General features: G+C 55.3%; 25 protein-coding genes. 3 read left to right on the forward strand and 22 right to left on the reverse strand.

Annotated elements, in window-relative coordinates:
* Positions 1-147 precede the first annotated feature (147 nt).
* Both AC236I_RS15315 and AC236I_RS15320 read left to right on the forward strand, forming a co-directional pair.
* On the forward strand, positions 148-783 hold the full coding sequence (locus AC236I_RS15315; protein WP_004860546.1) for a TetR/AcrR family transcriptional regulator: 636 nt from the start codon (positions 148-150) through the stop codon (positions 781-783).
* A gap of 244 nt (positions 784-1027) precedes the next feature.
* On the forward strand, positions 1028-3214 hold the full coding sequence (locus tag AC236I_RS15320; RefSeq protein ID WP_487608541.1) for a TonB-dependent siderophore receptor: 2187 nt from the start codon (positions 1028-1030) through the stop codon (positions 3212-3214).
* Between the two features lie 55 nt (positions 3215-3269).
* Here AC236I_RS15320 and AC236I_RS15325 read toward each other — a convergent pair whose 3' ends face one another.
* From AC236I_RS15325 to hinT, 8 genes are all read right to left on the reverse strand, one after another.
* Positions 3270-3809: a glycine zipper 2TM domain-containing protein gene (locus AC236I_RS15325; protein ID WP_004860542.1), complete on the reverse strand. Its 540-nt coding sequence runs from the start codon at positions 3807-3809 to the stop codon at positions 3270-3272.
* A gap of 254 nt (positions 3810-4063) precedes the next feature.
* Complete coding sequence (locus AC236I_RS15330) at positions 4064-5368, reverse strand: NAD(P)/FAD-dependent oxidoreductase (RefSeq protein ID WP_004860540.1); 1305 nt, start codon at positions 5366-5368, stop codon at positions 4064-4066.
* Positions 5369-5608: 240 nt separating this feature from the next.
* The gene (gene ycfP, locus AC236I_RS15335) at positions 5609-6151 is read right to left on the reverse strand and encodes an alpha/beta hydrolase YcfP (protein WP_004860539.1); all 543 of its coding nucleotides are present in this window, start codon (positions 6149-6151) and stop codon (positions 5609-5611) included.
* A gap of 26 nt (positions 6152-6177) precedes the next feature.
* Positions 6178-7200: a beta-N-acetylhexosaminidase gene (nagZ, locus tag AC236I_RS15340; protein WP_015584641.1), complete on the reverse strand. Its 1023-nt coding sequence runs from the start codon at positions 7198-7200 to the stop codon at positions 6178-6180.
* A 20-nt stretch (positions 7201-7220) separates the two neighbouring features.
* Positions 7221-8039, reverse strand: coding sequence for a thiamine kinase (thiK, locus tag AC236I_RS15345; RefSeq protein WP_097357549.1), 819 nt, complete (start codon positions 8037-8039; stop codon positions 7221-7223).
* Positions 8020-8655 (reverse strand): penicillin-binding protein activator LpoB, encoded by a 636-nt coding sequence (gene lpoB, locus AC236I_RS15350; RefSeq protein WP_160873623.1) that lies wholly within the window; start codon positions 8653-8655, stop codon positions 8020-8022. The genes thiK and lpoB overlap by 20 nt, the downstream gene beginning before the upstream one ends.
* Positions 8656-8676: 21 nt before the next feature.
* Positions 8677-9051 carry a YcfL family putative periplasmic lipoprotein gene (locus AC236I_RS15355; RefSeq protein WP_015584643.1) on the reverse strand — a complete coding sequence of 125 codons (375 nt, stop codon included), beginning with the start codon at positions 9049-9051 and terminating at the stop codon, positions 8677-8679.
* A gap of 3 nt (positions 9052-9054) precedes the next feature.
* The gene (gene hinT / locus AC236I_RS15360; RefSeq protein WP_487608542.1) at positions 9055-9411 is read right to left on the reverse strand and encodes a purine nucleoside phosphoramidase; all 357 of its coding nucleotides are present in this window, start codon (positions 9409-9411) and stop codon (positions 9055-9057) included.
* Positions 9412-9770: 359 nt separating this feature from the next.
* On the opposite strand from hinT, the gene fhuE reads away from it, so the two are divergent.
* Positions 9771-11966: a ferric-rhodotorulic acid/ferric-coprogen receptor FhuE gene (fhuE, locus tag AC236I_RS15365; RefSeq protein ID WP_015584644.1), complete on the forward strand. Its 2196-nt coding sequence runs from the start codon at positions 9771-9773 to the stop codon at positions 11964-11966.
* A gap of 174 nt (positions 11967-12140) precedes the next feature.
* Here the strand turns inward: fhuE and ptsG are convergent, their stop codons facing one another.
* The 14 genes from ptsG to yceD all read right to left on the reverse strand — a co-directional run bounded on the left by ptsG (position 12141) and on the right by yceD (position 24757).
* Positions 12141-13574, reverse strand: a complete 1434-nt coding sequence (gene ptsG, locus AC236I_RS15370) for a PTS glucose transporter subunit IIBC (RefSeq protein ID WP_004860526.1) — start codon at positions 13572-13574, stop codon at positions 12141-12143.
* A 303-nt stretch (positions 13575-13877) separates the two neighbouring features.
* Positions 13878-14663, reverse strand: coding sequence for a metal-dependent hydrolase (locus tag AC236I_RS15375; protein WP_004860525.1), 786 nt, complete (start codon positions 14661-14663; stop codon positions 13878-13880).
* 10 nt (positions 14664-14673) lie between these two features.
* Positions 14674-15678, reverse strand: coding sequence for a DNA polymerase III subunit delta' (holB, locus tag AC236I_RS15380; protein WP_487608543.1), 1005 nt, complete (start codon positions 15676-15678; stop codon positions 14674-14676).
* A complete protein-coding gene (tmk, locus tag AC236I_RS15385) occupies positions 15675-16316 on the reverse strand; it encodes a dTMP kinase (protein ID WP_004860521.1) in 642 nt (213 codons plus the stop codon). Before tmk ends, holB begins: the two co-directional genes overlap by 4 nt.
* On the reverse strand, positions 16306-17328 hold the full coding sequence (gene yceG, locus AC236I_RS15390; RefSeq protein WP_004860519.1) for a cell division protein YceG: 1023 nt from the start codon (positions 17326-17328) through the stop codon (positions 16306-16308). The genes tmk and yceG overlap by 11 nt, the downstream gene beginning before the upstream one ends.
* Positions 17329-17330: 2 nt before the next feature.
* The gene (gene pabC / locus AC236I_RS15395) at positions 17331-18140 is read right to left on the reverse strand and encodes an aminodeoxychorismate lyase (RefSeq protein ID WP_044346839.1); all 810 of its coding nucleotides are present in this window, start codon (positions 18138-18140) and stop codon (positions 17331-17333) included.
* A 132-nt stretch (positions 18141-18272) separates the two neighbouring features.
* Complete coding sequence (fabF, locus tag AC236I_RS15400; protein WP_004860514.1) at positions 18273-19514, reverse strand: beta-ketoacyl-ACP synthase II; 1242 nt, start codon at positions 19512-19514, stop codon at positions 18273-18275.
* An 86-nt stretch (positions 19515-19600) separates the two neighbouring features.
* The gene (gene acpP, locus AC236I_RS15405; protein ID WP_000103754.1) at positions 19601-19837 is read right to left on the reverse strand and encodes an acyl carrier protein; all 237 of its coding nucleotides are present in this window, start codon (positions 19835-19837) and stop codon (positions 19601-19603) included.
* A gap of 210 nt (positions 19838-20047) precedes the next feature.
* On the reverse strand, positions 20048-20782 hold the full coding sequence (gene fabG, locus AC236I_RS15410) for a 3-oxoacyl-ACP reductase FabG (protein WP_004860512.1): 735 nt from the start codon (positions 20780-20782) through the stop codon (positions 20048-20050).
* 12 nt (positions 20783-20794) lie between these two features.
* A complete protein-coding gene (gene fabD / locus AC236I_RS15415) occupies positions 20795-21724 on the reverse strand; it encodes an ACP S-malonyltransferase (protein ID WP_004860511.1) in 930 nt (309 codons plus the stop codon).
* A 15-nt stretch (positions 21725-21739) separates the two neighbouring features.
* Positions 21740-22693: a beta-ketoacyl-ACP synthase III gene (locus AC236I_RS15420; protein WP_004860509.1), complete on the reverse strand. Its 954-nt coding sequence runs from the start codon at positions 22691-22693 to the stop codon at positions 21740-21742.
* A gap of 53 nt (positions 22694-22746) precedes the next feature.
* Positions 22747-23844, reverse strand: a complete 1098-nt coding sequence (gene plsX, locus AC236I_RS15425) for a phosphate acyltransferase PlsX (RefSeq protein ID WP_071824628.1) — start codon at positions 23842-23844, stop codon at positions 22747-22749.
* A 201-nt stretch (positions 23845-24045) separates the two neighbouring features.
* Positions 24046-24219, reverse strand: coding sequence for a 50S ribosomal protein L32 (gene rpmF / locus AC236I_RS15430; RefSeq protein WP_000290724.1), 174 nt, complete (start codon positions 24217-24219; stop codon positions 24046-24048).
* A 16-nt stretch (positions 24220-24235) separates the two neighbouring features.
* On the reverse strand, positions 24236-24757 hold the full coding sequence (gene yceD / locus AC236I_RS15435; protein ID WP_032695736.1) for a 23S rRNA accumulation protein YceD: 522 nt from the start codon (positions 24755-24757) through the stop codon (positions 24236-24238).
* Positions 24758-24766: the final 9 nt, after the last annotated feature.

Here is a 24766-nt window from a genome sequence, read left to right on the forward strand (position 1 = left end):
TTTTTATAACGATCGTTTATTTATTTATAAACAACTTAAAATTCATACATATATGAATTATTTATTTTTGCGGGTTCAGCGCTGGAAGGTTGTAACGTTTGTTTTTATAATGCCCCTTCAACAAACCAACATAGGTACAGCGGCATCATGACAACTGACGTTCAAAGTTGCACAAAAAAAAGCCGTGGCCGACCTAAAGTGTTCGACAAGGAAGCGGCGCTGGATAAGGCTATGGCACTTTTCTGGCAGCACGGCTACGAGGCAACTTCTCTTGCCGATCTGGTGGAGGCGACCGGGGCAAAAGCACCGACGCTGTACGCTGAGTTCGTCAACAAGGAAGGGTTATTTCGCGCGGTTCTGGATCGCTATATTTCACGTTTTGCCGCCAGACATGAAGCGCTGTTGTTTGCCGAAGAAAAATCAGTCGATCAGGCGCTGCGGGACTATTTCACCGCCATTGCCACCTGCTTTACCAGCAAAGACACGCCGGCAGGCTGCTTTATGATCAATACTTCCGCGGCGCTGGCGGCATCATCTACCGCGATCGCCAATACCATTAAGTCGCGGCACGCGATGCAGGAACAAACGCTGACCCAGTTCTTCCAGCAGCGTCAGCTGCGCGGCGAGCTGCCGGAAAACGGCGATGTGCGACAGCTGGCGCAGTTCTTAAACTGCGTGTTGCAAGGGATGTCCATCAGCGCACGCGAAGGGGCTGATTTCACCAGACTGATGCAAATCGCCGATACCACTCTGCGGCTGTGGCCGCAAATCCTCCAGCACTAATCTGCGCTTCCCCGGTGACGATCGCCACCGGGTTTTCACCCTTCTTTCCTGATTAACCCCAATTTTACTCATGTTTTCACGCTGTTAGGTGTCAATTTTGTTGTAAATGATATTGATAACAATAATCACTACGTGCAAAATCCGCTCTTAAGTTTTTCTGCTTATTTCCATCTGTAACATCCGATGCGCCCGCATCGAACACTAAAAACAATATGAATGCCGTTAACTCATAAAAGGAATGCGTATGAACAAGCGTCTCTGGGTGCTTAACCCACTGCTGCTGGCCACCGCCCTGCCCGCCTTTGTCGCGCAGGCGGATGAAGAAAACATTATCGTTAGCGCCAACCGAACTCACCGCACCGTCGCCGAAATGGCGCAAACCACGTGGGTTATCGAAGGTCAGGAGATAGAACAACAGGTTCAGGGTGGAAAGGAGTTCAAAGACGTCCTGGCCCAGTTGATTCCCGGCATTGATGTCAGCAGCCAGGGACGAACCAACTACGGAATGAACATGCGTGGGCGGGCCATCGTGGTGCTGATCGACGGCGTTCGCCTCAACTCTTCCCGTACCGACAGCCGTCAGCTCGACGCCATCGACCCGTTCAACATTGAGCATATTGAAGTCATCTCCGGCGCCACTTCGCTGTATGGCGGCGGCAGTACCGGCGGCCTGATCAATATCGTGACCAAAAAAGGGCAGCAGGAACGCCAGGTGGATCTGGAATTAGGTGGCAAAAGCGGGTTTGCCAACAGCAACGATCACGACGAACGCGTAGCGGCGGCGGTCAGCGGCGGCACCGACCATGCCTCCGGCCGGTTATCGGTGGCTTATCAGCGTTTTGGCGGCTGGTATGATGGCAATAACGATGCGCTGGTCCTCGATAATACGCAGACCGGCCTGCAGCACTCGGATCGTCTGGATGTCATGGGCACCGGCACCATCAACATTGACGATAACCGTCAGCTGCAGCTGGTAACGCAATACTATAAAAGCCAGGGCGATGATTACGGCCTGTATCTCGGCAAAAACATGTCGGCCGTCACCGGCGAGGGTAAAGCCTATACCACCGACGGACTCAATTCCGACCGCGTTCCTGGCACCGAACGGCATCTGATTAGCCTGCAATACTCCGATGCCGATTTCTACGGCCAGAATCTGGTCAGCCAGATCTATTATCGCGACGAGTCGCTGACCTTTTACCCCTTCCCGACGCTCACCAAAGGTCAGGTCAACAGCTTCTCCTCATCTAAACAGGATACCGATCAGTACGGTGCGAAGATTACCCTCAACAGCCAACCGCTCGACGGCTGGGATCTGACCTGGGGGCTGGATGCCGATCATGAGACCTTTAATGCCAACCAGATGTTCTTCGATCTGAACACCTCGATGGCATCAGGCGGCCTGCACAACGAGTCTATCTATACAACAGGACGTTATCCGGGCTATAGCATTACAAACCTGGCGCCGTTCCTGCAGAGTAGTTATGACCTGAATGATATTTTCACCCTGAGCGGCGGCGTGCGCTATCAGTGGACGGAAAACCGGGTTGATGATTTTGTCGGCTACGCCCAGCAGCAGGATGTCGCCAGCGGCAAGGTGAACTCGGCCGATGCCATCCCGGGTGGTAAAACGGATTATGATAACTTCCTGTTTAACGCCGGTATTGTCGCCCACCTCACCGACCGCCAGCAGACCTGGTTTAACTTCTCGCAGGGCGTCGAGCTGCCGGACCCGGGTAAATACTATGGTATCGGCAAATACGGCGCGGCGGTCAACGGCAACTATCCCCTGCTGTCGAGTGTCAACGTGGGTGATTCGCCGCTGCAGGGGATCAAAGTCAACTCCTACGAACTGGGCTGGCGTTACACCGGCGATAATCTGCGTACCCAGCTGGCGGCATACTACTCCACCTCGGACAAAACCATTGTTGTTAACCGTACCGATATGACGATCGACGTACAATCCGACAAGCGGCGTATTTACGGTGTGGAAGGGGCCGTCGATTACTTCTTCCCGGATAGCGACTGGAGCACAGGTGCAAACTTCAACGTGTTGAAATCCCAGGTGAAGAGTGACGGTAGCTGGCAGAAATGGGATGTGACTCTCGCTTCGCCTTCCAAAGCCACCGCCTGGGTCGGCTGGGCGCCGGATCCGTGGTCGCTGCGCGTGCAGACTCAGCAGGTATTCGACCTGAGCGATGCCAGCGGTAATAAGCTCGACGGCTACAATACCGTAGACTTTATCGGCAGCTATGCGCTCCCGGTTGGCAAACTGACCTTCAGCATCGAGAACCTGCTGAACGAAGACTATGTCACCATCTGGGGACAGCGCGCCCCGCTGCTCTACAGCCCGACCTACGGCAGCAGTTCACTGTATGAATACAAAGGTCGCGGGCGTACCTTTGGCCTGAACTACGCCGTCAGCTTCTGATAAAAAAAGCCCCTCAGCCTGAGTGCAGGAGGGGCAAATAACAGTCACGTCTTTTTTACGCTTTGTTGTTAAGGACCAGCTGGCCGTTACTGTCCAGCGGAATCTGCGTACCGGGATCGTGTTCCATGCGGATTTTTCCCTGCTGATCGCCGATTTTGTAGGTCACATCGTAGCCCAGCATTTTGTCCGACTTGTCGTACACCGTTTTACAGCGCTGCTGGGTGGTGGTGTAGGTATCCCCTTCCTGCATCGAGCCCTGAATCTGGTTACCGGCATAACCGCCGCCCAACGCGCCCACTACGGTCGCCACGCTGCGACCACGACCGCCGCCAAACTGATGGCCGATGACCCCGCCGGCAACGGCGCCAAGAACGGAGCCGGCGATGCGGTTTTCATCCTGCACCGGACGACGATGGGTCACGGTGACGTTACGGCATTCCTGACGCGGAGTTTTTACGGTCTCTTTTATCGGTGTACTGGACACCACTTGCGCATATTGCGGGCCACGATCTAAGACGTTAAGACCAGCGACAGCTGCAACACCCAGCGCGGCAGCCACGCCAATCCCTATACCCGCCAACATTGATTTATTCACGGGGTATCCTCCCTTGTTGCTGATAGAAACAATTCTGCTATCGACCCGGGAACCTTGCAAATGAGAAAGCGGATGAAAAATGCGAGGAAAAGCGGAAAACGGAGTGGATTCAGAGGAATCTGAGATGTTATGCGCTCAATGACAGACAGAAATTCTGTCGTTGAGCCGGCAAGGAGATAACCGGCTCGACGTTAGCCTTGTCACAATCCCGAGCGCGCCTGGCGGCACAACCCGGGAATGAGGCAAACAGATACTCAGTGCAGCTTCAGACGGGGACGAATGATGCGGTTGATGCGACCTACCAGCATCATCAGGCCGGTCTTGCAGTAGCCGTGCAGCGCGATCTGGTGCATACGGTACAGAGAGATATAGACGAAGCGCGCAATACGTCCTTCAACCATCATCGAACCGCGCATCAGGTTGCCCATCAGGCTCCCGACGGTCGAGTAGTTGGAGAGCGAAACCAGCGAACCGTGATCTTTGTAGACGTAGGACTTCAGCGGTTTGTCTTTCATCTGCGCCAGAATATTATTCAGCGCGCAGGTCGCCATCTGGTGAGCCGCCTGGGCGCGCGGCGGCACAAATCCGCCTTCCGGACGCGCGCAGGATGCGCAGTCGCCGATCGCATAAATATCCGGGTCAAGCGTCGTTTGCAGCGTTGGCTGAACCACCAGCTGGTTAATGCGGTTGGTTTCCAGACCGCCGATCTCTTTCATAAAGTCCGGCGCTTTGATCCCCGCCGCCCAAACCATCAGGTCGGCATTAATGAACTCGCCGTCTTTGGTGTGCAGACCATTGGCATCGGCGCTGGTCACCATGGTTTTCGTCAGGACGCGCACGCCAAGCTTTGTCAGTTCATTGTGAGCGGCGCCGGAAATACGCGGCGGCAGCGCAGGAAGAATACGCTCACCCGCTTCAACCAGGGTCACGTTCAATGCCTCGTTAGTCAGCCCTTTATAACCGTAGCTGTGCAGCTGCTTCACCGCGTTGTGCAGTTCAGCCGAGAGCTCTACGCCGGTTGCCCCGCCGCCCACGATCGCGATATTGACTTTGCCGTTGGCGCCGAGGTTAGCCGAGTATTTCAGGAACAGGTTCAGCATTTCCTGATGGAAACGACGTGCCTGGTGCGGGTTATCAAGGAAAATACAGTTCTCTTTGACGCCCGGAGTATTAAAATCGTTAGAGGTACTGCCCAGCGCCATCACCAGCGTGTCGTACGGCAGTTTGCGCTCGGCGACCAGCAGCTCACCCTTCTCGTCACGCAGCTCGGACAGCGTAATGGTTTTCGCTTCACGGTTAATATCCGCCACTGAACCCAGCTGGAACTGGAAACCGTGGTTGCGGGCGTGGGCCAGATAGCTCAGCGCATCGACACCTTCATCGAGCGAACCGGTCGCCACTTCATGCAGCAACGGCTTCCACAGATGGCTATGATTACGGTCCACCAGCGTGATTTTCGCTTTTTTGTTACGCCCCAGCTTTCTCCCCAGCTGAGTCGCCAGTTCCAGTCCACCGGCACCGCCACCTACGATTACGATTTTTTTCAATGGTGTAGTCACGAGACCCCCTAAAAATATTAACCAATTGTTAATTAAAAGTTATATAAATAGCTCTTATTTAACAACAAGTTACAGCAGTGAAACCATTCAGCGAAATTGAGAATACCATGAACGGGTCATTGGTCATACCAAAATTGATATGCATCAAGTTTTACCGCCTGTTTTTTAACCATGCCATCACCGGCGACATAAAAAAAGCCCGCCGTATTCACATACGACGGGCCGGAGGCCGGGAGCAGATCAGCCTAGCGTCTTAAAGGCTTTTATCCGCTGCAGATGGGGTGAGATGTTTTTGAATTTGTGGGTCTGCTCATGATCCCAGATGATTTCATAGTAGTGATGCAGCAGGTCGGCGGAACGCTGGCTGTCCAGCGCTTCGTCCTGGCGGGAGAGTATCACCAGACAACGATCGCGGTTTTTCTCGCGGAAATTATTGACGCACTTGGTCCCGATATCAGCATACTCTTCAGGCCTGTCGATCTTCCCTTCCATGTTTTCCGCAGGAAACAGATTGGGGTTAAAAATAGCCTGACGCACATCGCAAAGGAAACCGATCCGTTCCGCCCAATAGCCGCCCAGACCGACGCCGCAAATCAGCGGCCGATCGTCAGTATTAAGCTGCAGCATTTTATCGACTTCTTTTAACAAGTGCTGCATATCATGTTTTGGGTGCCGCGTGCTGTAGCTTATCAGACGCACATCGGGATCGATAAACTGCAGCTGCAGCACCTTCTCATGGTTTCCGGGACTGTTTGAGTCAAAACCGTGTAAATAGATAATCATCGCATCCTCACCAGACTTCAGGTCAATTACGCAGACTTCGCCTCTTGCCAACGCGCGTGGAGCTGCTCCAGCTGCGCATTAACCGTCTTCCAACGGGCAGAATCCCTTAACTCCTGACGGGTAAATGAACCTTTATGATACAATTTCGTAACACGCTCTGCTTTGATCGGCGACAGGTTATCCAGCACGCTGACCGCCCCCTTACGATTATTGCAGACCAGGATCATATCGCAACCTGCATCCAGCGATGCCTGCCCGCGTTCGGCATAGCTGCCCATGATCGCCGCCCCTTCCATCGACAGATCGTCAGAGAAGATCACCCCATCGAAACCCAGTTCACCGCGCAGCACCGTCTTGAGCCAGTGCGCTGAACCGCTGGCCGGGCGCGGATCCACATCGCTGTAGATAACGTGGGCAGGCATAATGGCGTCGAGACGATTTTCCGCCACCAGGGTGCGGAAAACCGCCATATCCCGGGCCCGAATCTCGGCTTCAGCACGCGGATCTCGCGGCGTCTCTTTATGCGAATCCGCGGTCACTGCGCCGTGTCCCGGGAAGTGTTTCCCGGTGGTTTTCATTCCCGCCTCGTGCATTCCGTCGATAAAGCGGCGGGCGATAGCCAGCGCTTTATCCGGATCGTCATGATAAGCGCGTTCACCGATCGCGGCACTGATGTGGCCGACATCGAGAACCGGCGCAAAGCTGATATCGATATCCATCGCGATCATCTCGCTGGCCATCAGCCAACCGGCCTGAGCCGCCAGCGCGCCGCCCTCTTCCATCCCCAGTAGCGCCGCAAAAGATTGCGCGGCCGGCAGTCGGGTAAACCCCTCGCGAAAGCGCTGAACGCGACCGCCTTCCTGATCGACGGCCACCACCAGATGATTGCGCGAAGCCTCGCGGATCTGGCGCACCAGCTCCCGCAGTTGGGCCGGATCGTGATAGTTGCGGGTGAATAAAATCAGCCCGCCCACCAGCGGATGAGCGAGAATCTCACGCTCTTCCGCATCCAGTTCAAACCCTTCGACATCCAACATTACCGGACCCACACTGACCTCTCTTATCCTTTTCATTCTTTGCCTAACTGACACCATGTTTCATCTGCCAGCGTGATAAATTGCCGGTCGCCGGTCTGCTGCCAGCGGCGTTCATACCAGCCCGCCATCAGCAATATGACCCAGGGACGCCAGCGTTGTACCTGTCGCCACAGCAGCCGCTCATCAATATGTGCCAGCCGGGAATATGCGGTGACCAGCTGGCGATGCGCCGTCGGCGCAATCCACACCGCGGCCAGCTCCAGCGCAATGTCGCCATCGCCCGCATATTCCCAGTCGATCAACCGCGGCCCCGCTTTCGTATGGACAATATTGCCGGCGTGCACATCCATATGTAGCGGCGCCAGCCGCAGAGGGCGAGGCTCGCCGCGCTGCAACAAACGTTTATGCCAACGCAACCACAGCGGCGTGCGCCGCGCAGGATCGCAGGCCAGCCAGTAGCGTTCAAGCAGCGGTGCCAGCGCCACACGCCAGCCCAGACGCGGCTGCCGGTGCAGATGATACAATAACCCTGCCAGCCGCGGGCACTCCGGAAGCGTGCTTTTCATCTCGCCGTCGCAATATTCCACCGCCAGCCATCCCGGCGAATAGAAAAGCGGCGCGGGGACGACGGTCTTCGGCAGGCGAGACAGGGTGCGGTACTGGCGGAGGAATTCACGGGCGGGAGCGTCGGGGTCGTGCGGCTGGCGCAGGACCAGCCGCCGGACGCCGTCGCTGATAATACAGCTGCCGCCGCTCAGGCCATTCTGGCCCAGGCCGGCGACAGGTGAATAGCGGGGAAAAAAGCGCGACAACACCTCATCGCGCGTCAGTTTACTGTTGCTGAACGGCACCTTTACCTGACCAAATAATCTCGCCGGTCTGAACCAGCATCAGCTGCATTTTCAGCTCAGGTGAATTGACGTTGCCGGTCGCATTTGAGTACAGCACGTACTGAGCTCCCACGGTACGGGCAATCCCCATCGCTTTGCTGCGGCTGCCGAGACTATCCTGAGGGGATAAACCCAGCTGCTGTTTTGCCACGCCCAGCTGCTGGGCAGACACCAGCGTAAATTTGCCATTGCCGCTCAGGGCATTGCGCAACGCCGTCGTCGCCTCTCCGGCGTTTAGCGTGCCGTTGGTGCGGTTATTCACGCTGTCGACCAGCAGAATACTTCCCGCATTGACGCCGCCTGCCTGCAGCATTTGCCCCACCATCGGTTGTACCGCCGCATTCCAGTCATAATGACGCACGCGCGGCGCTGGCTGTGCCGGCTGCTGCTCGTGTTCAATCGGCCCTGGCTGCCCCGGAATAGTCGGAACCGTAGGTACGGTTGGTACCGTCGGCTGCGGCTGGGCGGGCTGCGTTGGCTTCGGCTGCGCCTCCTCAACGGGAGCGGGCTCCTGGCGTTGCCCCACGCACCCAGCAAGGAATATCGCCAGTGCCGTGATTAACGCGTAGCGACACATTTTAATCATTACAATTACCCCTTACAGATAAAGATACAGGCGGGCCTTATGCGCCCCCAAAATATTCGCGCTACCGTACAAGGTGACAGAAGAGTGCGCAGGCACCGTGATACTCCGGGCCGGCTCCAGCGGATGCATTTCCAGTCCTCTGGCGTCATACCAGAAGAAGCGGTAATGCACGGTGATCGGTTCCTGTCGTTCATTAAACAGTCTGGAAGTGGCGGTTGCCTGAATCTCTGAGGCCGTGACCTCTGGCGCATCGGCGCTGATGCCCGCCGCCAGCACGTTGGATTCCATCACCAGAGTCTGCTGTTCACCCACGGGGATTTCCGCATGGGAACCGCACCCGACCAGGAGCACAGCCGCCAGAAGCGGGCCGAAATGAGCTGCGCGCATCGATTAACCTTTGTGAGCCAGCATCTGACCTAGCGGGCGACCGCCCAGCAGGTGCATGTGGATATGGTAGACTTCCTGGCCGCCGTGGCGGTTGCAATTGACAATCAGACGATAGCCATCGTCAGCAAGACCCTCATCACGCGCAATTTTTGCCGCCACGGTCATCATGCGCCCCAGCGTCAGTTCATGTTCAGCGGTCACATCGTTGACGGTAGGAATCAGGATATTGGGGACAATCAGAATGTGGGTCGGCGCCTGCGGGGAAATATCGCGAAAAGCGGTCACCAGTTCATCCTGATAAACCATATCCGACGGGATCTCCCGGCGAATGATTTTGCTAAAAATCGTTTCTTCTGCCATGACTGATTCCTTATTAATTTTTATACCGTGCTCTGGCCTGCCTCTGCAGATAAACGCGGATGCACAGGATTCGCCTAAGAGTATGAGCGAGTTACTCCTCCTCTTTCAACCTGAATGCGCTTTTTCTTATCCCGCGGCGCTGTTAGCTGCTGATGGATTAATCATATCTCCGGTGAATGCGTTTAACCGAAGCGCTAATTGCCGTTTCTGATAACACTTCTTACTTCTGTTTACACATTAAATACTAATGCGTATATTTCTCATTTGTATTCACTATTGGATGCGGTGCGCTTCCAGACACGATATGACCGTGGCCGTAGAGTCCCGGCACATAACAATAACTATTTGATTAAGGGTTTATGATGCTTCTCACGATTAATTCCCGGGATCGGCGTATCGCGCCGTCCCTGCTGGCCGTTGGTATTGCGCTGGCGCTTCATCCCGGCCTCAGCATTGCCGCCGCCGATACCGACGATACCATCATTGTAGAAGGTACAACGGAAATCAGGCCTGATGCCCAGCAGCAGGATTACAGCGTTAAAACCACCACCACTGGCACTAAACTGCTATTAGTACAACGGGATATCCCACAATCCGTCAGTGTCATCAGCCAGCAGCGCATGCAGGACCAGGAACTCAACACTATCGAACAGGTTCTGGATAATACGACCGGCGTGAGCGCATCCCGCGTTGACACCCATCGTACTAACTTTTATTCCCGCGGCTTCTTCGTCAGCAACTTTGCGTATGAAGATATGCCAACGTTCCTCGATAACCGATGGAACTTCGGCGATACCGCTGGCGATACGGCAATTTATGACAAAATCGAAGTAGTACGCGGCGCGGCGGGGTTAATGAGCGGTACGGGCAACCCTTCAGCCTATGTCAACATGGTACGTAAGCATGCCGACAGTAAAGAATTTAAAGGCTCGGTTTCTGCCACCTATGGCAGCTGGAACAATCAACGTTATGTATTGGATCTCCAGGCTCCGTTAACCGAGTCGGGCAACGTCCGGGGACGGGTCATCACCGGCTACCAGGATAAGGATTCGTGGGTTGAACGTAACCACTATCGTAAAAAATTCATCTACGGCGTCGTGGATGCGGACGTCACGGATTCCACCACTCTTTCGTTGGGCTATGACTATCAGGAGAGTGAGGAAGACAGCCCGACCTGGGGCGGTTTCCCGTCAATGTTCAGCGATGGCAGCAAGACCCATTTCCGTCGAGGCTTTAACACCGCGGCCGACTGGACCTACTCTAACGTCGATTCAACCAAAATCTTCGCCAACCTCACACAGCGCTTTGATAACGGCTGGGAAGCCAAAATCAATACCATGCACGCGGAAACCAACTTTGACAGCAAGTTAATGTATATCGACGGTTATCCCGATAAAGCAACGGGACTGTATGACGCATCCAAATGGTATGGCGCCTGGGGCGGCTGGAACAAGGGTCAACGTAAACAGGACTCAGTGGACGCATTCGTACGCGGCGGGTACAACCTGCTGGGCCGCCAGCATGAAGTCATGTTCGGCGGCAGCTATAGCCGCCAGCGCAATAACTATGACAACGCCTATCCGGTTAACGATAACTATGGCCTGATGGACGTTGGCAGTATTTACGACTATAACGGTAAGCTGTCCGACCCGGCATGGTCCAATTTTGCGCTCTATCAGCGCGACGTGATCCGGCAGAAATCCCTGTATGCCGCGTCGCGCATCTCCCTTGCGGATCCGCTGCACCTGATCCTTGGCGCCCGCTATACAGAGTGGAGCGCTAAATATAACCTCGAGCGCCAGCCGGATGAAATCCGTCACGCAAAATTCGACGACGTGACCCCGTATGCCGGCCTGATTTATGACATCGACGATACCTGGTCCGTTTACGCCAGCTATACCTCTATCTTCCAGCCGACCGGCCAGCGCGATATCAATAGTGTGTTCCTCGATCCGACGACCGGTAAGAGCTATGAAACAGGCGTGAAAGGTGACTGGTTCGACACTCGTCTGACAGCAACGGTATCCCTCTTCCGTATTGAACAGGACAACGTCGCCGTGAATACCGGGACAACAATTCCAGGTTCTGGCGGCCAGACGGCATATAAATCTGTCGATGGCACCGTCAGCAAAGGGATTGAATTTGAGCTGAACGGTGCGCTGACCGATAACTGGCAATTAACCTTTGGCGGCAGTCGCTACGTTGCAGAAGATGAAGACGGAAATGCGGTTAACCCAAGCCAGCCGCGTACCTCACTGAAGTTGTTCACCCGTTACCAGTTGCCAGTGTTGCCGGCATTGACCATCGGCGGCGGCGCGCGCTGGCAGAATAAAACCTGGCAAGAGCTTGATAATGGCCCGAACAACGTCAGCACGATTACCCAAAGCGGTTACACGATTATCGATCTGTTCACCCGCTACCAGGTGAGTAAAAACTTTGCCGTGCAGGGCAATGTCAACAACCTGTTCGACAAAGAGTACTACGACTATCTGGGTAGCTACGGCGTGTATGGTGCGCCACGCAACTTCTCAGTTAATGCCAGCTACAGCTTCTGATCTATCGATTTAAGCTGTTCTCTACCAGTCAGTCCCCGCTCGTGAATAATACGGCGGGGGCTTTTTCATCCCCGATATCATCCATCTCGTCTCTTATTCACCTGTTCATCCGCGGCCCAAGGCAGCAATAAAAAAGGCAGCCAGTTGGCTGCCTTAGTCTCCCCACATCACGACTTAGTTGCTGCGGATGTATTCATCCATTTCAGTTTTCAGGTTATCGGATTTGGTCCCGAAGATTGCCTGAACACCTGAACCTGCAACAACCACACCAGCAGCGCCCAGTTTTTTCAGGCCAGCCTGATCAACTTTCGCTACGTCGGCCACGCTGACGCGCAGACGGGTGATGCATGCATCAAGGTTAGTGATGTTGTCTTTACCGCCGAACGCTGCAATCAGTGCCGGAGCCATTTCGCTGGTCGCACCGGCTTTGCTGTCTTCAGTGGTATCTTCACGACCCGGAGTTTTCAGGTCCAGTGCTTTAATCAGCACGCGGAAGATAACGTAGTAGACGATGGCATAGCAGATACCGACGATCGGGAACAGCCACAGCTTGCTGCTGTTACCAGACAGGACGATGAAGTCGATCAGACCGTGAGAGAACGACGTACCATCACGCATACCCAGCAGGATACAGATCGGGAAGGCCAGACCGGCAAGAATTGCGTGGATAACGTACAGAATCGGCGCAACGAACATGAAGGAGAACTCGATCGGCTCGGTGATACCGGTCAGGAACGAGGTCAACGCTGCGGAGATCATGATACCGCCCACTTTCGCGCGGTTTTCCGGCTTAGCGGAGTGCCAAATCGCGATAGCAGCAGCCGGCAGGCCGTACATTTTGAACAGGAAGCCACCGGACAGTTTACCCGCAGTCGGGTCGCCTGCCATATAACGAGGGATATCGCCGTGGAAGACCTGACCTGCCGCGTTGGTGTATTCACCAATCTGCATCTGGAAAGGAACGTTCCAGATGTGGTGCAGACCAAACGGTACCAGGCAGCGTTCGATGAAGCCGTAGATACCGAACGCCACAACCGGGTTCTGGTATGCCGCCCACTGAGAGAAGGTCTGGATAGCAGTACCGATCGGTGGCCAGATGAAGGACAGGATCACGCCGGTGAAAATAGCGGCGAGACCGGAGATAATCGGAACAAAACGCTTGCCCGCAAAGAAGCCCAGATATTCAGGCAGCTTGATACGGTAGAAGCGGTTGAACATGTACGCTGCAATAGCACCAGAGATAATACCGCCGAGTACGCCGGTATCAGCCAGGTGTTTGGCCGCAATTTCTTCAGCAGGTAAATGCAGAACCAGCGGCGCAACGACCGCCATGGTTTTCACCATGATGCCGTAAGCAACAACGGAAGCCAGCGCAGATACGCCGTCGTTATTGGTGAAGCCAAGCGCCACACCGATAGCGAAGATCAATGGCATATTGGCAAAGACTGAACCGCCTGCTTCTGCCATAACGTGGGAAACAACGGCTGGCAGCCAGCTGAAGTTTGCGGAACCGACGCCCAGCAGGATACCTGCGATAGGCAGCACGGAGACCGGCAGCATCAGCGATTTACCGACCTTCTGCAGGTTAGCAAATGCATTCTTAAACATAATTGAGAGTGCTCCTGAGTATTTGGTGCTTTTTACGTTTTCACGCATTGGCACGGGGGGAGAACCGTGCCGTGGACAGGACATCTAAGCGCCCTTTATTTATTACACAGAGTAAAATAATTGACGGAATCATTGTTTGACGGCTATCACGTTTCAATCAGTCAGCGTTGAAAAATTTACACCAACTTACATAAGCCGTGTCTGGATGTTGCAAAAAACCCTTCACCGCCCATTTTGTGGCGGTGAACTTTACTCGCTTTACCTATTAATTACGAGCCTTAAAATAATAGAAAGATCGGCAGGTTACAGTCTGGCGGGGTCAATGTGGAACAGGCTGGCGAAATTTTGCGTGGTCTGTTGCGCCAGTTGCTCAAGCGAAACCCCCTTCAGTACCGCCATGTATTCCGCAACATCGCGTACCATTGCCGGCTGGTTCTCTTTGCCGCGATGCGGGACCGGCGCCAGGTACGGCGAGTCGGTTTCCACCAGCAGGCGGTCGAGCGGAACATAGCGCGCGGCATCGCGCAGCTGTTCGGCATTACGGAAGGTGACGATCCCGGAAAACGAGATATAGAAACCCATATCCAGCAGTTTACCTGCCGTCTCCCTGTCCTCAGTGAAACAGTGTAGTACGCCACCGCAATCCGTCACTTTTTCTTCCTGTAAAATCGCCAGCGTGTCGGCGCGCGCGTCGCGGGTATGCACGATAACCGGCTTGTTTAACTCGCGGCCAATGCGGATATGATCGCGAAAGGAGGCCTGCTGGCGGGGTTTGGTTTCCGGCGTGTAAAAATAGTCCAGCCCGGTCTCCCCCATTGCGACAACCCCCTCTTCCGCCGCCAGCTTGCGCAGCTCGTCAACATCGTACTCTTCATCCTGATTGAGCGGATGGACGCCGCAGGAGAAAACCACATTGTCGCGCGGGCCGACCAACTCACGCATTCCGCGGTATCCCGGCAGCGTCGTGGCCACCGCGAGGAAAAACTTCACGTCACGGGCAGCGGCTTTTGCCAGCACATCGTCCACGTCTTTGTGCAGCGTTTGATAATCCAGGCCATCCAGATGGCAGTGGGAGTCGACTAAAAACATAATGTCTCGCTCAGAGGTGGGATACGGGAAGTACCGTCCCAGGTTGCAGGTAATGTTCCCAGCGCAGAAGGCGCTCGGTTAGCAGCAGTTCGCGGTTGACGCCAACCACGTTCAACAGCTGGTCCCGGCAGGCGCTGACGTCGCGTGCGATCGCCTGCAAGCGGGCGGCAGGCAGCGCCTGCGCCAGCTGATTGACCAGCGTCCAGGCATCAGGGTTACTCACCAGGGTGATTCCCTGCTGCCGTTTTTGTGCATCCAGCAGCAGCGATGCCAGCCAGTGCAAACGAACTGCGGCCTGTTCGTGATTCAGAATCGGCAGCAGCGCCAGCCAGTCGCCGCTGCTTAACACGCTCGCCAGCGTCTGGACCAGCTGCTGCCGGGAAGCCCAGTGACTTTCCTGCAGCAGATCCAGCGCCGCCGCAGGCGCATTCGCGCTCAGGCGTAGCGCGGAGAGCAGCGCCTCCTGAGGCAGTGCCACCTCGCGTTCCAGCCACGCCAGCCCGTAGGACTCTGACGGTGGCGCAAGGTGATGGAGGCGACAGCGGCTGCGCAGCGTGGCCAGCAACCGAGCGGGTTCCTGACAGGCGAGGAAAAACCAGGTGTTTTCCGGCGGTTCTTCCAGCGTTTTTAACAGGGCATTTGCCGCGGCATCCGTTAACAAGGCAGCATCGCCTATCCATACCACTTTGGCGCCGCCAAGACGGGAACGCTCATACAGCTTTTCGTTAACGTCACGCACCGCGTCAATACCGAGGGCGCTTTTGCCTTTTTCCGGCGCCAGGGTGTAGTAATCGGGGTGCGTGCCAGCCTGCATCAGCTGGCAGCTATGGCACTGCCCGCAGCTTTTATTTCCTTCCGGCTGGCGGCACATGAGATAGCGGCACAGCCCATAGATCAGCGCCTCGCCCCCCATGCCAGGCAATGCCTGAAGCAGTAACGCATGGTGACCCCGTCCAGCCTGATAGCCGGCGACTAATTGTTCAAATGACGGGCGTAACCACGGGTACCATTTCATGCGCTTTGCTCCGCGACCCACCGACTGATAACCGCCCTGATATCGCTTGCGACGGCGTCCAGCGATTGCGTCGCATCGATGGTGTGAATAGTAGGATCCTGCGCCGCCAGCTCAAGGTAGCGCGCCCGGGTACGATTGAAGAAATCCAGCGACTCTTGTTCAATGCGATCGAGTTCGCCGCGCGCGCGCGCGCGCTTCAGACCCACCTCCGGCGTCACATCCAGATACAGCGTCAGGTGCGGGCGAAAATCGCCCAGTACCGCATCACGCAGCGTCGCCAGCATCGTCTGGTCGATACCGCGACCGCCGCCCTGATAGGCCTGGGTCGACAGATCGTGACGATCGCCGATGACCCATTGGCCGCGAGCCAGAGCGGGTTTGATCACCGTCTCGACCAGCTGAACACGGGCGGCGTAAAACATCAGCACTTCGGCTTTGTCATTAATCACTTCATCGCCGGTGGATTGAATATCCAGCACCAGGCTGCGCAGCTTCTCGGCCAGAATAGTGCCGCCCGGCTCACGGGTAAACACCAGATCGCTGATACCCGACTCCTGCAGCGCCTCCACCACCAGATTGCGCGCGGTGGTCTTCCCTGCGCCTTCCAGGCCTTCGATAACGATATAGTTACTGCGCATTTTTTTCCTTAAGTACTTTCAGATAATCCTGTACCGAGCGGTTGTGGCTGGCCAGATTGGTATTAAACGTATGCCCACCTTTACCATCGGCAACAAAATAGAGATAAGGCGTTTTCGCCGGGTGCGCCGCGGCATTCAGAGAGGCTTCTCCCGGTACGGCGATAGGCCCCGGCGGCAAACCGCCGATCGCGTAGGTATTGTAGGCCGTCGGCGTCTCCAGATCTTTGCGAGTCAGCTTGCCAGTATAACTCTCCCCCATACCGTAGATCACGGTCGGGTCGGTTTGCAGACGCATGCCAATCCGTAGACGATTGATAAATACCGACGCCACGCGGTCGCGTTCTGCGGCAACCGCCGTCTCTTTTTCAATAATGGACGCCATGGTCAGCAGCTGGTTCTGATCTTTGTACGGCAGATTATCCATCCGCCCTTCCCAGGCTTTTTCGACCTGCGCGACCATCTTCTGATGCGCGCGCTTGAGGATCGCCACATCGCTGGTATGGGCGGTATACATCCAGGTATCCGGCCAGAACCAGCCTTCAACCCAGTCCGCATGCTCGAGGTTAAGCGCCTGGGCGACGGTTTCGTAGCGATCGTCCGCCAGCGTATGTTTGATGTACGGCGCATCGCGCAGCTGACGCAGGTAGTCGCTCACCCGCATCCCTTCCACAAACCGCAGCGGGAACTGGGCCTCTTTGCCGCTGCCCAGCAGTTGCAGCATTTCACGCACCGTCATGTTCGGCGTGAAGCGGTAGGTACCGGCTTTAAAGTGGGATAATTCAGGCTCAAGACGTAGCAGCCACTGGAATACGCGCGGCCGGTTAATGACCTTATCGCCGTACAGCTGTTCCCCCAGCGCCATGCGCCCGGTACCGGCCTCTAAGGTGAAGATCGTCTCTTCTTTAATCAGCAGCTTGCTCTGGGCAAGCTGACGAACTTTCCAGATGCCCGCGCCTGCAGCAATGCCCAGCACGACCAATAACAGCAGGATAAAACGTAACATTTTCTTCATGACTAACCAGACAGCTCACACAGTGGGGCTAAAAAATGATAAAGCTCTCGCGAGGACCAGCATGTCTCGTCCCAGCGGCGAACCGGTACCAGCGGCATCAGCGCATTGCATATCAGCACTTCATCGGCATCACGCAAGGCATCTGCGCCCGCAGTGACTTCGACAACGCGAAACGACGATTGTGCCAGCTGCGCGATGCAATGCTGACGCATAATGCCATTGACTCCGGCATGATCGAGACGTGGCGTAAACACATCCATCCCCTTGCGCCAGAACAGATTTGCGGCACAGCATTCCGTAAGCCACCCGTCGCTGTCAAGAACCAGCGCCTCATCGGCGTCCGTCTGCTCAAGATGAGACCGGATCAACACCTGCTCCAGTCGGTTCAGATGCTTCAGCCCGGCCAGCAATGGATTACGCCCCAGGCGAACCGGGCTTAGCGTCAGCGCAACGCCGGTTTCTTGCCAGCGCGCATAATGGGCGGGATAAGCTGAAACGCTGAGGATACGTGTGGGACTCTGACAGCTCGCGCCGCTGTAGCCGCGACCGCCCGCCCCCCGGGTCAGTATCACTTTCAGCACGCCGCTTTGCTGTTCAAGCGCCAGGCGCTGCATTTCAGCTTCCAGCTGCTGCCATTGCGCGTAGGGAATCATGAGCGCTGCGCAGGCCAGCTGCAAACGTCGGAGATGGGCCGGCAACATCTGCACTTGATGTCCCACGATACGTGCGGTGGTAAAGCACCCGTCGCCGAACTGGATTGCCCGGTCACTGGCGGCGAGGGTGTCCCGTTCAATGCCATTAATCAAGAACATAGCGGCTCCTTATCGGTGGCCTGTCAGTGTCTCAGGATGAATTACGCAGGACAAGCAGAGAAAGCTGAAGAAAAAAGAAGGCCCGCATTTTATGCAGGCCTGAGTCAGGATTTAGCGGCAGGCGCGACGGGCTTAGATCTTTTTAAAGATCAGTGAACCGTTGGTGCCACCAAAGCCGAAGGAGTTACACAGCGCGTACTCCATACCGGAAACCTGACGCGCTTCGTGCGGAACGAAGTCCAGGTCACAACCCTCATCCGGATTATCCAGGTTGATGGTCGGCGGAACCACGCCATCGCGCAGCGCCAGGATGGAGTAGATCGATTCTACTGCTCCGGCGGCGCCCAGCAGGTGCCCGGTCATTGATTTGGTTGAGCTGACCATCACGCGGCTTGCAGCATCGCCGAAGACAGATTTAACCGCCTGCGCTTCTGCTTTATCGCCCGCCGGCGTCGAGGTGCCGTGCGCATTGACGTAAGCAATCTGGCCCGGTTCAATCCCTGCATCGCGGATGGCATTCACCATCGCCAGGGCCGCACCGGCACCATTCTCCGGAGGAGACGTCATATGGTAAGCATCGCTGCTCATACCAAAGCCGACGATTTCCGCGTAGATTTTCGCGCCGCGTTTTTTGGCGTGTTCGTACTCTTCCAGCACGACCATACCCGCACCGTCGCCCAGCACAAAACCGTCACGATCTTTATCCCACGGACGGCTTGCCGCCTGCGGATTGTCGTTGCGGGTTGAGAGCGCACGCGCGGCACCAAAGCCACCCACGCCAAGCGGGGTACTGGCTTTTTCCGCACCGCCGGCCACCATTGCGTCAGCATCGCCGTACGCAATGATACGCGCAGCCTGACCAATATTGTGTACGCCAGAGGTACAAGCGGTCGCGATAGAAATACTCGGCCCACGCAGACCAAACATGATGGTCAAATGCCCGGCCACCATGTTAACAATTGTAGACGGTACAAAGAACGGGCTGATCTTACGAGGTCCGCCGTTGGTCAACGAACTGTGGTTTTCCTCGATCAGGCCGAGACCGCCAATGCCGGAACCAATAGCGGCACCGATGCGGGTTGCGTTCTCTTCCGTTACTTCAAGACCAGAATCCTGCATGGCCTGAACGCCAGCGACAATTCCATATTGAATGAAGGCATCCATCTTGCGCTGTTCTTTGCGCGAGATAATGTCATCACAGTTAAAATCCTTTACTAAGCCAGCAAATTTTGTTGCATAGGCGCTAGTATCGAAATGGTCGATCAGGCTGATGCCACTCTGACCGGCAAGGAGAGCTTTCCAGGTAGACTCTACGGTATTGCCGACAGGAGACAACATGCCCAGTCCGGTCACAACTACACGACGCTTAGACACGGTTGTCCTCCAGGGAGGGAAAATAGATTCTTGTGGGACAAAAAGATAAAACTCAGGCGGTCGAATGACCGCCTGGAGATGTTCACTTACGCCTGGTGACCGTTGATGTAATCAATGGCAGCCTGAACAGTGGTGATTTTCTCAGCTTCTTCGTCCGGAATCTCAGTATCAAACTCTTCTTCCAGAGCCATTACCAGCTCAACGGTGTCAAGAGAATCAGCGCCCAGGTCTTCAACGAAGGAAGCATTGTTGGTAACTTCTTCCTGCTTAACGCCCAGCTGTTCGCCGATAATTTTCTTAACGCGTTCTTCGATAGTGCTCATACTCTTAAATTTCCTATCAAAACTCGCTTTCGCGATGGTTTTCGTAGTGTATAAAATGTTGAAAAATTTGCAACTAAATCCCGGCAGGTCTTACCACGATTTTACGCTATTTTGCGGGTGTTTGCCCTCAGAACGCAAATCATTTTGCACAAAACCGCATTCGGGATCGCACAGACTGCGCGGTTCCTGAGCGTTTTGTGCAAATCTCGGTCAGACCATATACATTCCGCCGTTGACGTGCAGGGTTTCACCAGAGATGTAACCTGCTTCGTCAGAAGCTAAGAACGCAACCGCACTGGCGATTTCTTTTGCATCGCCGAGGCGACCCGCAGGAACTTGCGCCAGAATACCCGCACGCTGATCTTCAGACAGCGCACGCGTCATGTCCGTTTCAATAAAGCCCGGAGCAACAACGTTAACAGTAATACCGCGGGACGCGACTTCACGTGCCAGCGATTTACTAAAACCAATCAGACCCGCTTTCGCCGCAGCGTAGTTGGCCTGACCAGCATTTCCCATGGTACCGACCACAGAACCGATAGTAATAATGCGGCCGTGACGCTTTTTCATCATAGCGCGCATTACTGCTTTTGACAGACGGAAAACTGATGACAGGTTGGTTTCGATAATATCGTTCCACTCATCATCTTTCATTCGCATTAACAGGTTATCACGAGTAATACCGGCATTATTAACCAGGATATCAACTTCACCAAACTCTGCGCGAATATTTCCCAGAACAGATTCGATAGATGCCGGATCGGTCACATTCAACAGCATACCTTTGCCATTAGCACCGAGGTAATCGCTGATCGCCTGCGCACCGCTCTCGCTGGTGGCCGTGCCGATCACTTTTGCGCCACGGGCGACAAGCGTTTCTGCGATTGCGCGGCCAATGCCGCGACTTGCACCGGTAACCAGCGCGATTTTTCCTTCAAAACTCATGGTATTCCTCTTTTATTGCTCAAGCGCCGCAGACATCGCTGCTGGCTCGTTAAGCGCGGAAGCGGTCAGGGTGTCAACAATACGTTTGGTCAGACCGGTGAGGACTTTACCCGGTCCCACTTCATACAGATGCTCTACGCCCTGGGATGCCATAAACTCAACGGTTTTGGTCCACTGAACCGGGCTGTACAGCTGGCGAATCAGCGCATCGCGAATCGCGTCTGGCGCCGTTTCACACTTCACATCAACGTTGTTCACCACCGAAATAACCGGTGCGTTAAAGGTGATGTTTTGCAGTTCAACCGCCAGTTTTTCCGCCGCAGGCTTCATCAGCGCGCAGTGGGACGGGACGCTCACCGGCAGCGGCAGCGCACGTTTAGCACCGGCAGCTTTGCAGGCGGCACCGGCACGCTCAACGGCTTCTTTGTTGCCGGCAATGACCACCTGGCCCGGCGAGTTAAAGTTGACCGGAGCCACGACCTGCCCTTCGGCAGACTCTTCGCAGGCTTTGGCAATAGACGCATCGTCAAGACCGATAATCGCTGACATGGCGCCGGTCCCTTCCGGAACAGCTTCCTGCATAAATTTGCCGCGCATTTCGACCAGACGCACCGCGTCGGCAAAATCAATCACGCCGGCGCAAACCAGCGCGGAATACTCACCCAGGCTATGACCCGCCAGCAGAGCCGGGGTCTTACCGCCCTGCTGCTGCCAGACGCGATACAGCGCCACGGAAGCAGTCAGCAGCGCAGGCTGAGTTTGCCAGGTTTTGTTCAGTTCTTCCGCCGGGCCCTGCTGAGCAAGCGCCCACAGATCGTAACCCAACGCCGCAGAGGCTTCACGGAAAGTTTCTTCGATAACCGGATACGCCGCTGCCATGTCAGACAACATGCCGACCGTCTGAGAACCTTGTCCCGGGAACACAAAAGCAAATTGCGTCATGTCTAAATCCTTATACTAAAAACGAACCAGCGCGGAACCCCAGGTGAAACCGCCACCAAAGGCTTCCAGCAGAATCAGCTGACCACGCTGGATGCGGCCATCGCGAACCGCTTCATCCAGCGCACAGGGAACGGAAGCCGCGGAGGTATTGCCATGACGATCGAGCGTCACCACCACGTTATCCATCGACATTCCCAGTTTTCTCGCCGTCGCGCTGATGATGCGCAGGTTAGCCTGATGCGGTACCAGCCAGTCCAGCGCCGAGCGATCGAGATTGTTCGCCGCCAGCGTCTCATCAACAATGTGCGCCAGCTCGGTCACGGCAACTTTAAACACTTCGTTGCCCGCCATCGTCAGATAGATCGGATTTTCCGGCTCTACGCGATCGGCATTCGGCAGCGTTAACAGCTCGCCGTAGCGGCCATCCGCATGCAGGTGGGTGGAAATGATCCCCGGCTCTTCAGAAGCGCCCAGTACGACGGCTCCCGCGCCATCACCAAAAATAATGATCGTCCCGCGATCGTCAGGATTGCAGGTGCGCGCCAGAACGTCAGCGCCAATCACCAGCGCATAGTCCACGGCTCCGTTTTTCACGTATTGATCGGCGATGCTCAGCGCGTAGGTAAACCCTGCGCACGCCGCCGCTACGTCAAAGGCCGGGCAGCCATTAATACCCAGCATAGCCTGAATCTGACACGCTGAACTTGGAAATGCGTGAGTACCCGAGGTGGTCGCAACAACGATCAGACCAATTTGCTCCGGTTTAACGCCCGCCATATCCAGCGCATTTTTTGCCGCTTCAAAACCCAGCGTAGCAACGGTTTCATTCGGTGCAGCAATACGACGTTCACGGATACCCGTACGAGTGACAATCCACTCGTCAGACGTCTCTACCATTTTTTCCAGGTCGGCGTTAGTACGCACTTGCTCGGGCAGATAACTGCCGGTACCAATAATCTTCGTATACATGTACGCTCAGTCACTCTTGGGTAATATACCCGCCTTGTTCAAACCGCTGGTCGTCAGCCTTCTTCGTTCGTCCCGCTTTGCTGCCGGGAGTTCCCGTTTCTGTCGCCCGTGGGCAGTTCGAAACCTGCTGGGTATAAAGATTCCAGGCGAGCGGCGATCCGCTGAGGAATTTGCCGCTGCACCGCCTGCACTGCCTGCTCTATCGCCACGCTGAAGGCGCGCTGATTGGCAGCACCGTGACTCTTAATCACGGAACCGCGCAATCCTAACAGACAGGCGCCATTATACTGGTCGGGGTTGAGGTGACTGAATCGCCTGGCCAGGCTTTTTTGTAACCAACGCTTCAATAACAGCAGCCACCACGACCGTTTTTTGCCCTCACCCTGTGATTTCAGCAGCGAGAGGAACATTCTGACAACACCTTCCATAGTTTTTAATGTGACGTTGCCCGTGAATCCATCACAAACCAGCACATCGGTTTTGCCCGTCAATAGTTCGTTGGCTTCAAGATAGCCGATATAGTTCAGCGACGGCAGTGTCTTTAGCACCGCAGCGGCATCGCGAATACTGCTGAGGCCCTTCATCTCTTCTTCGCCGATGTTCAGCAGCGCGACGCGGGGGTTCTCAATGCCGACCACTTCTTCGGCCAGTACGGCGCCCATCACCGCAAACTGCACCAGCATCGTACTATCGCAATCTACGTTGGCGCCTAAATCAAGCACCACCGTTTTGCCCTTTTGCTGATGCGGTAAGACCGTCACCAGCGCCGGACGCTCAATCCCTTCAATGGGTTTGAGTAATAATTTTGCCAGCCCCATCAGCGCACCGGTATTCCCCGCGCTGACGCAGGCTTCCGCCCGCCCTTCTTTTACTAACTCCAGCGCCACGCGCATTGAGCTTCCGCGGCTACTGCGGATCGCCTGAGCGGGCCGCGCATCACTAGCAATAACTGACTGCGCAGGGATCACCTGCAGTCGCGAACGTTGTTCGAAATCAGCTTTGGCAAGTAATGGCGTGATGGTGTCGGGGTCGCCGACTAAAAGAAGTGTGAGTTGCGAATTAGAGTTCAGTGCCTGCAGTGCTGCAGGCACTGTCACGGATGGGCCAAAATCACCCCCCATGACATCTAACGCCAGGGTTAGACGTGTCAAGGTATCGTCGCTGCCCGGTTCGGTTATTCCCCAGTCACCTGGGGAAATCCTCGCTAAGCTTCATCACGCTTATACTCTTTGTCTTTCACGCTGCAAGTATGTTGACTGCGCTTGTTCATCCCGATCGCATAGTTGTCTATGCTGCCGGCGATGTCTTCGCTTACGCCTCTTGCCGCGCGAAATCCATGGAGTAGTGCGTGATTACTTAGCGATAACCTTGCGACCGCGGTAGAAACCGTCGGCAGTGATGTGGTGACGCAGGTGTTTCTCACCAGAAGTTTTGTCTACAGACAGGCTGGTGACTGCGGTCAGAGCGTCATGGGAACGACGCATGCCACGTTTGGAACGGGTTGGTTTATTCTGTTGTACGGCCATGGACCTTACTCCTCAATTACTTATGCTTTAAGCTGGCTAATACGGCAAATGGATTTGGTTTTTGTGCCTCTTCAGGCAGTTCACCAAAGACCATGTCCGCGTCGGACACTTCACAGTGTTCAGAATCATGCACCGGAACTACAGGCAAGGAGAGAATGATTTCATCCTCAACCATCGCTTGCAGGTCGATTTCACCGAATTCGTTAACCTCAATCGGCTCATACGCTTCCGGCAGTGCTTCGGCCTGTTCGTCATTTCTGACGGGGCTAAAACAATACGTTGTGTGGACATGATGGGGGAACGGTTTCCCGCAACGCTGACATTCGAGGGTTACTGATACCTTTGCATCGCCGGTAATAACGGCAAGGCGCTGATTATCAATAGCGAACGACATGCTGCATTCCACATCGCTGTCCACGCTGACGACTGAATCGGCTACACGTTCAACCTGATCACGGGCATAAATACCTTCGTAATCGAGGCGTTTTTGAGCCGTGCGAACCGGATCGAGAGTCAGGGGTAATTTTACCTTTTGCATAGGGCGCGC

Source organism: Klebsiella sp. Sb-30 (assembly GCF_057652795.1).

Excerpts from the sequence above, each read along its gene's own strand:
- rpmF (WP_000290724.1), bottom strand. The coding sequence starts at position 24,219 with ATGGCCGTACAACAGAATAAACCAACCCGTTCCAAACGTGGCATGCGT.
- AC236I_RS15315 (WP_004860546.1), top strand. The coding sequence starts at position 148 with ATGACAACTGACGTTCAAAGTTGCACAAAAAAAAGCCGTGGCCGACCT.
- ptsG (WP_004860526.1), bottom strand. The coding sequence starts at position 13,574 with ATGTTTAAGAATGCATTTGCTAACCTGCAGAAGGTCGGTAAATCGCTG.
- ycfP (WP_004860539.1), bottom strand. The coding sequence starts at position 6,151 with ATGATTATCTATTTACACGGTTTTGACTCAAACAGTCCCGGAAACCAT.
- fhuE (WP_015584644.1), top strand. The coding sequence starts at position 9,771 with ATGATGCTTCTCACGATTAATTCCCGGGATCGGCGTATCGCGCCGTCC.
- hinT (WP_487608542.1), bottom strand. The coding sequence starts at position 9,411 with ATGGCAGAAGAAACGATTTTTAGCAAAATCATTCGCCGGGAGATCCCG.
- pabC (WP_044346839.1), bottom strand. The coding sequence starts at position 18,140 with ATGTTCTTGATTAATGGCATTGAACGGGACACCCTCGCCGCCAGTGAC.
- AC236I_RS15355 (WP_015584643.1), bottom strand. The coding sequence starts at position 9,051 with ATGCGCGCAGCTCATTTCGGCCCGCTTCTGGCGGCTGTGCTCCTGGTC.
- yceG (WP_004860519.1), bottom strand. The coding sequence starts at position 17,328 with ATGAAGAAAATGTTACGTTTTATCCTGCTGTTATTGGTCGTGCTGGGC.
- holB (WP_487608543.1), bottom strand. The coding sequence starts at position 15,678 with ATGAAATGGTACCCGTGGTTACGCCCGTCATTTGAACAATTAGTCGCC.
- fabG (WP_004860512.1), bottom strand. The coding sequence starts at position 20,782 with ATGAGTTTTGAAGGAAAAATCGCGCTGGTTACCGGTGCAAGTCGCGGC.
- fabD (WP_004860511.1), bottom strand. The coding sequence starts at position 21,724 with ATGACGCAATTTGCTTTTGTGTTCCCGGGACAAGGTTCTCAGACGGTC.
- AC236I_RS15420 (WP_004860509.1), bottom strand. The coding sequence starts at position 22,693 with ATGTATACGAAGATTATTGGTACCGGCAGTTATCTGCCCGAGCAAGTG.
- yceD (WP_032695736.1), bottom strand. The coding sequence starts at position 24,757 with ATGCAAAAGGTAAAATTACCCCTGACTCTCGATCCGGTTCGCACGGCT.
- acpP (WP_000103754.1), bottom strand. The coding sequence starts at position 19,837 with ATGAGCACTATCGAAGAACGCGTTAAGAAAATTATCGGCGAACAGCTG.
- lpoB (WP_160873623.1), bottom strand. The coding sequence starts at position 8,655 with ATGTGTCGCTACGCGTTAATCACGGCACTGGCGATATTCCTTGCTGGG.
- AC236I_RS15320 (WP_487608541.1), top strand. The coding sequence starts at position 1,028 with ATGAACAAGCGTCTCTGGGTGCTTAACCCACTGCTGCTGGCCACCGCC.
- tmk (WP_004860521.1), bottom strand. The coding sequence starts at position 16,316 with ATGCGCAGTAACTATATCGTTATCGAAGGCCTGGAAGGCGCAGGGAAG.
- AC236I_RS15375 (WP_004860525.1), bottom strand. The coding sequence starts at position 14,663 with ATGTTTTTAGTCGACTCCCACTGCCATCTGGATGGCCTGGATTATCAA.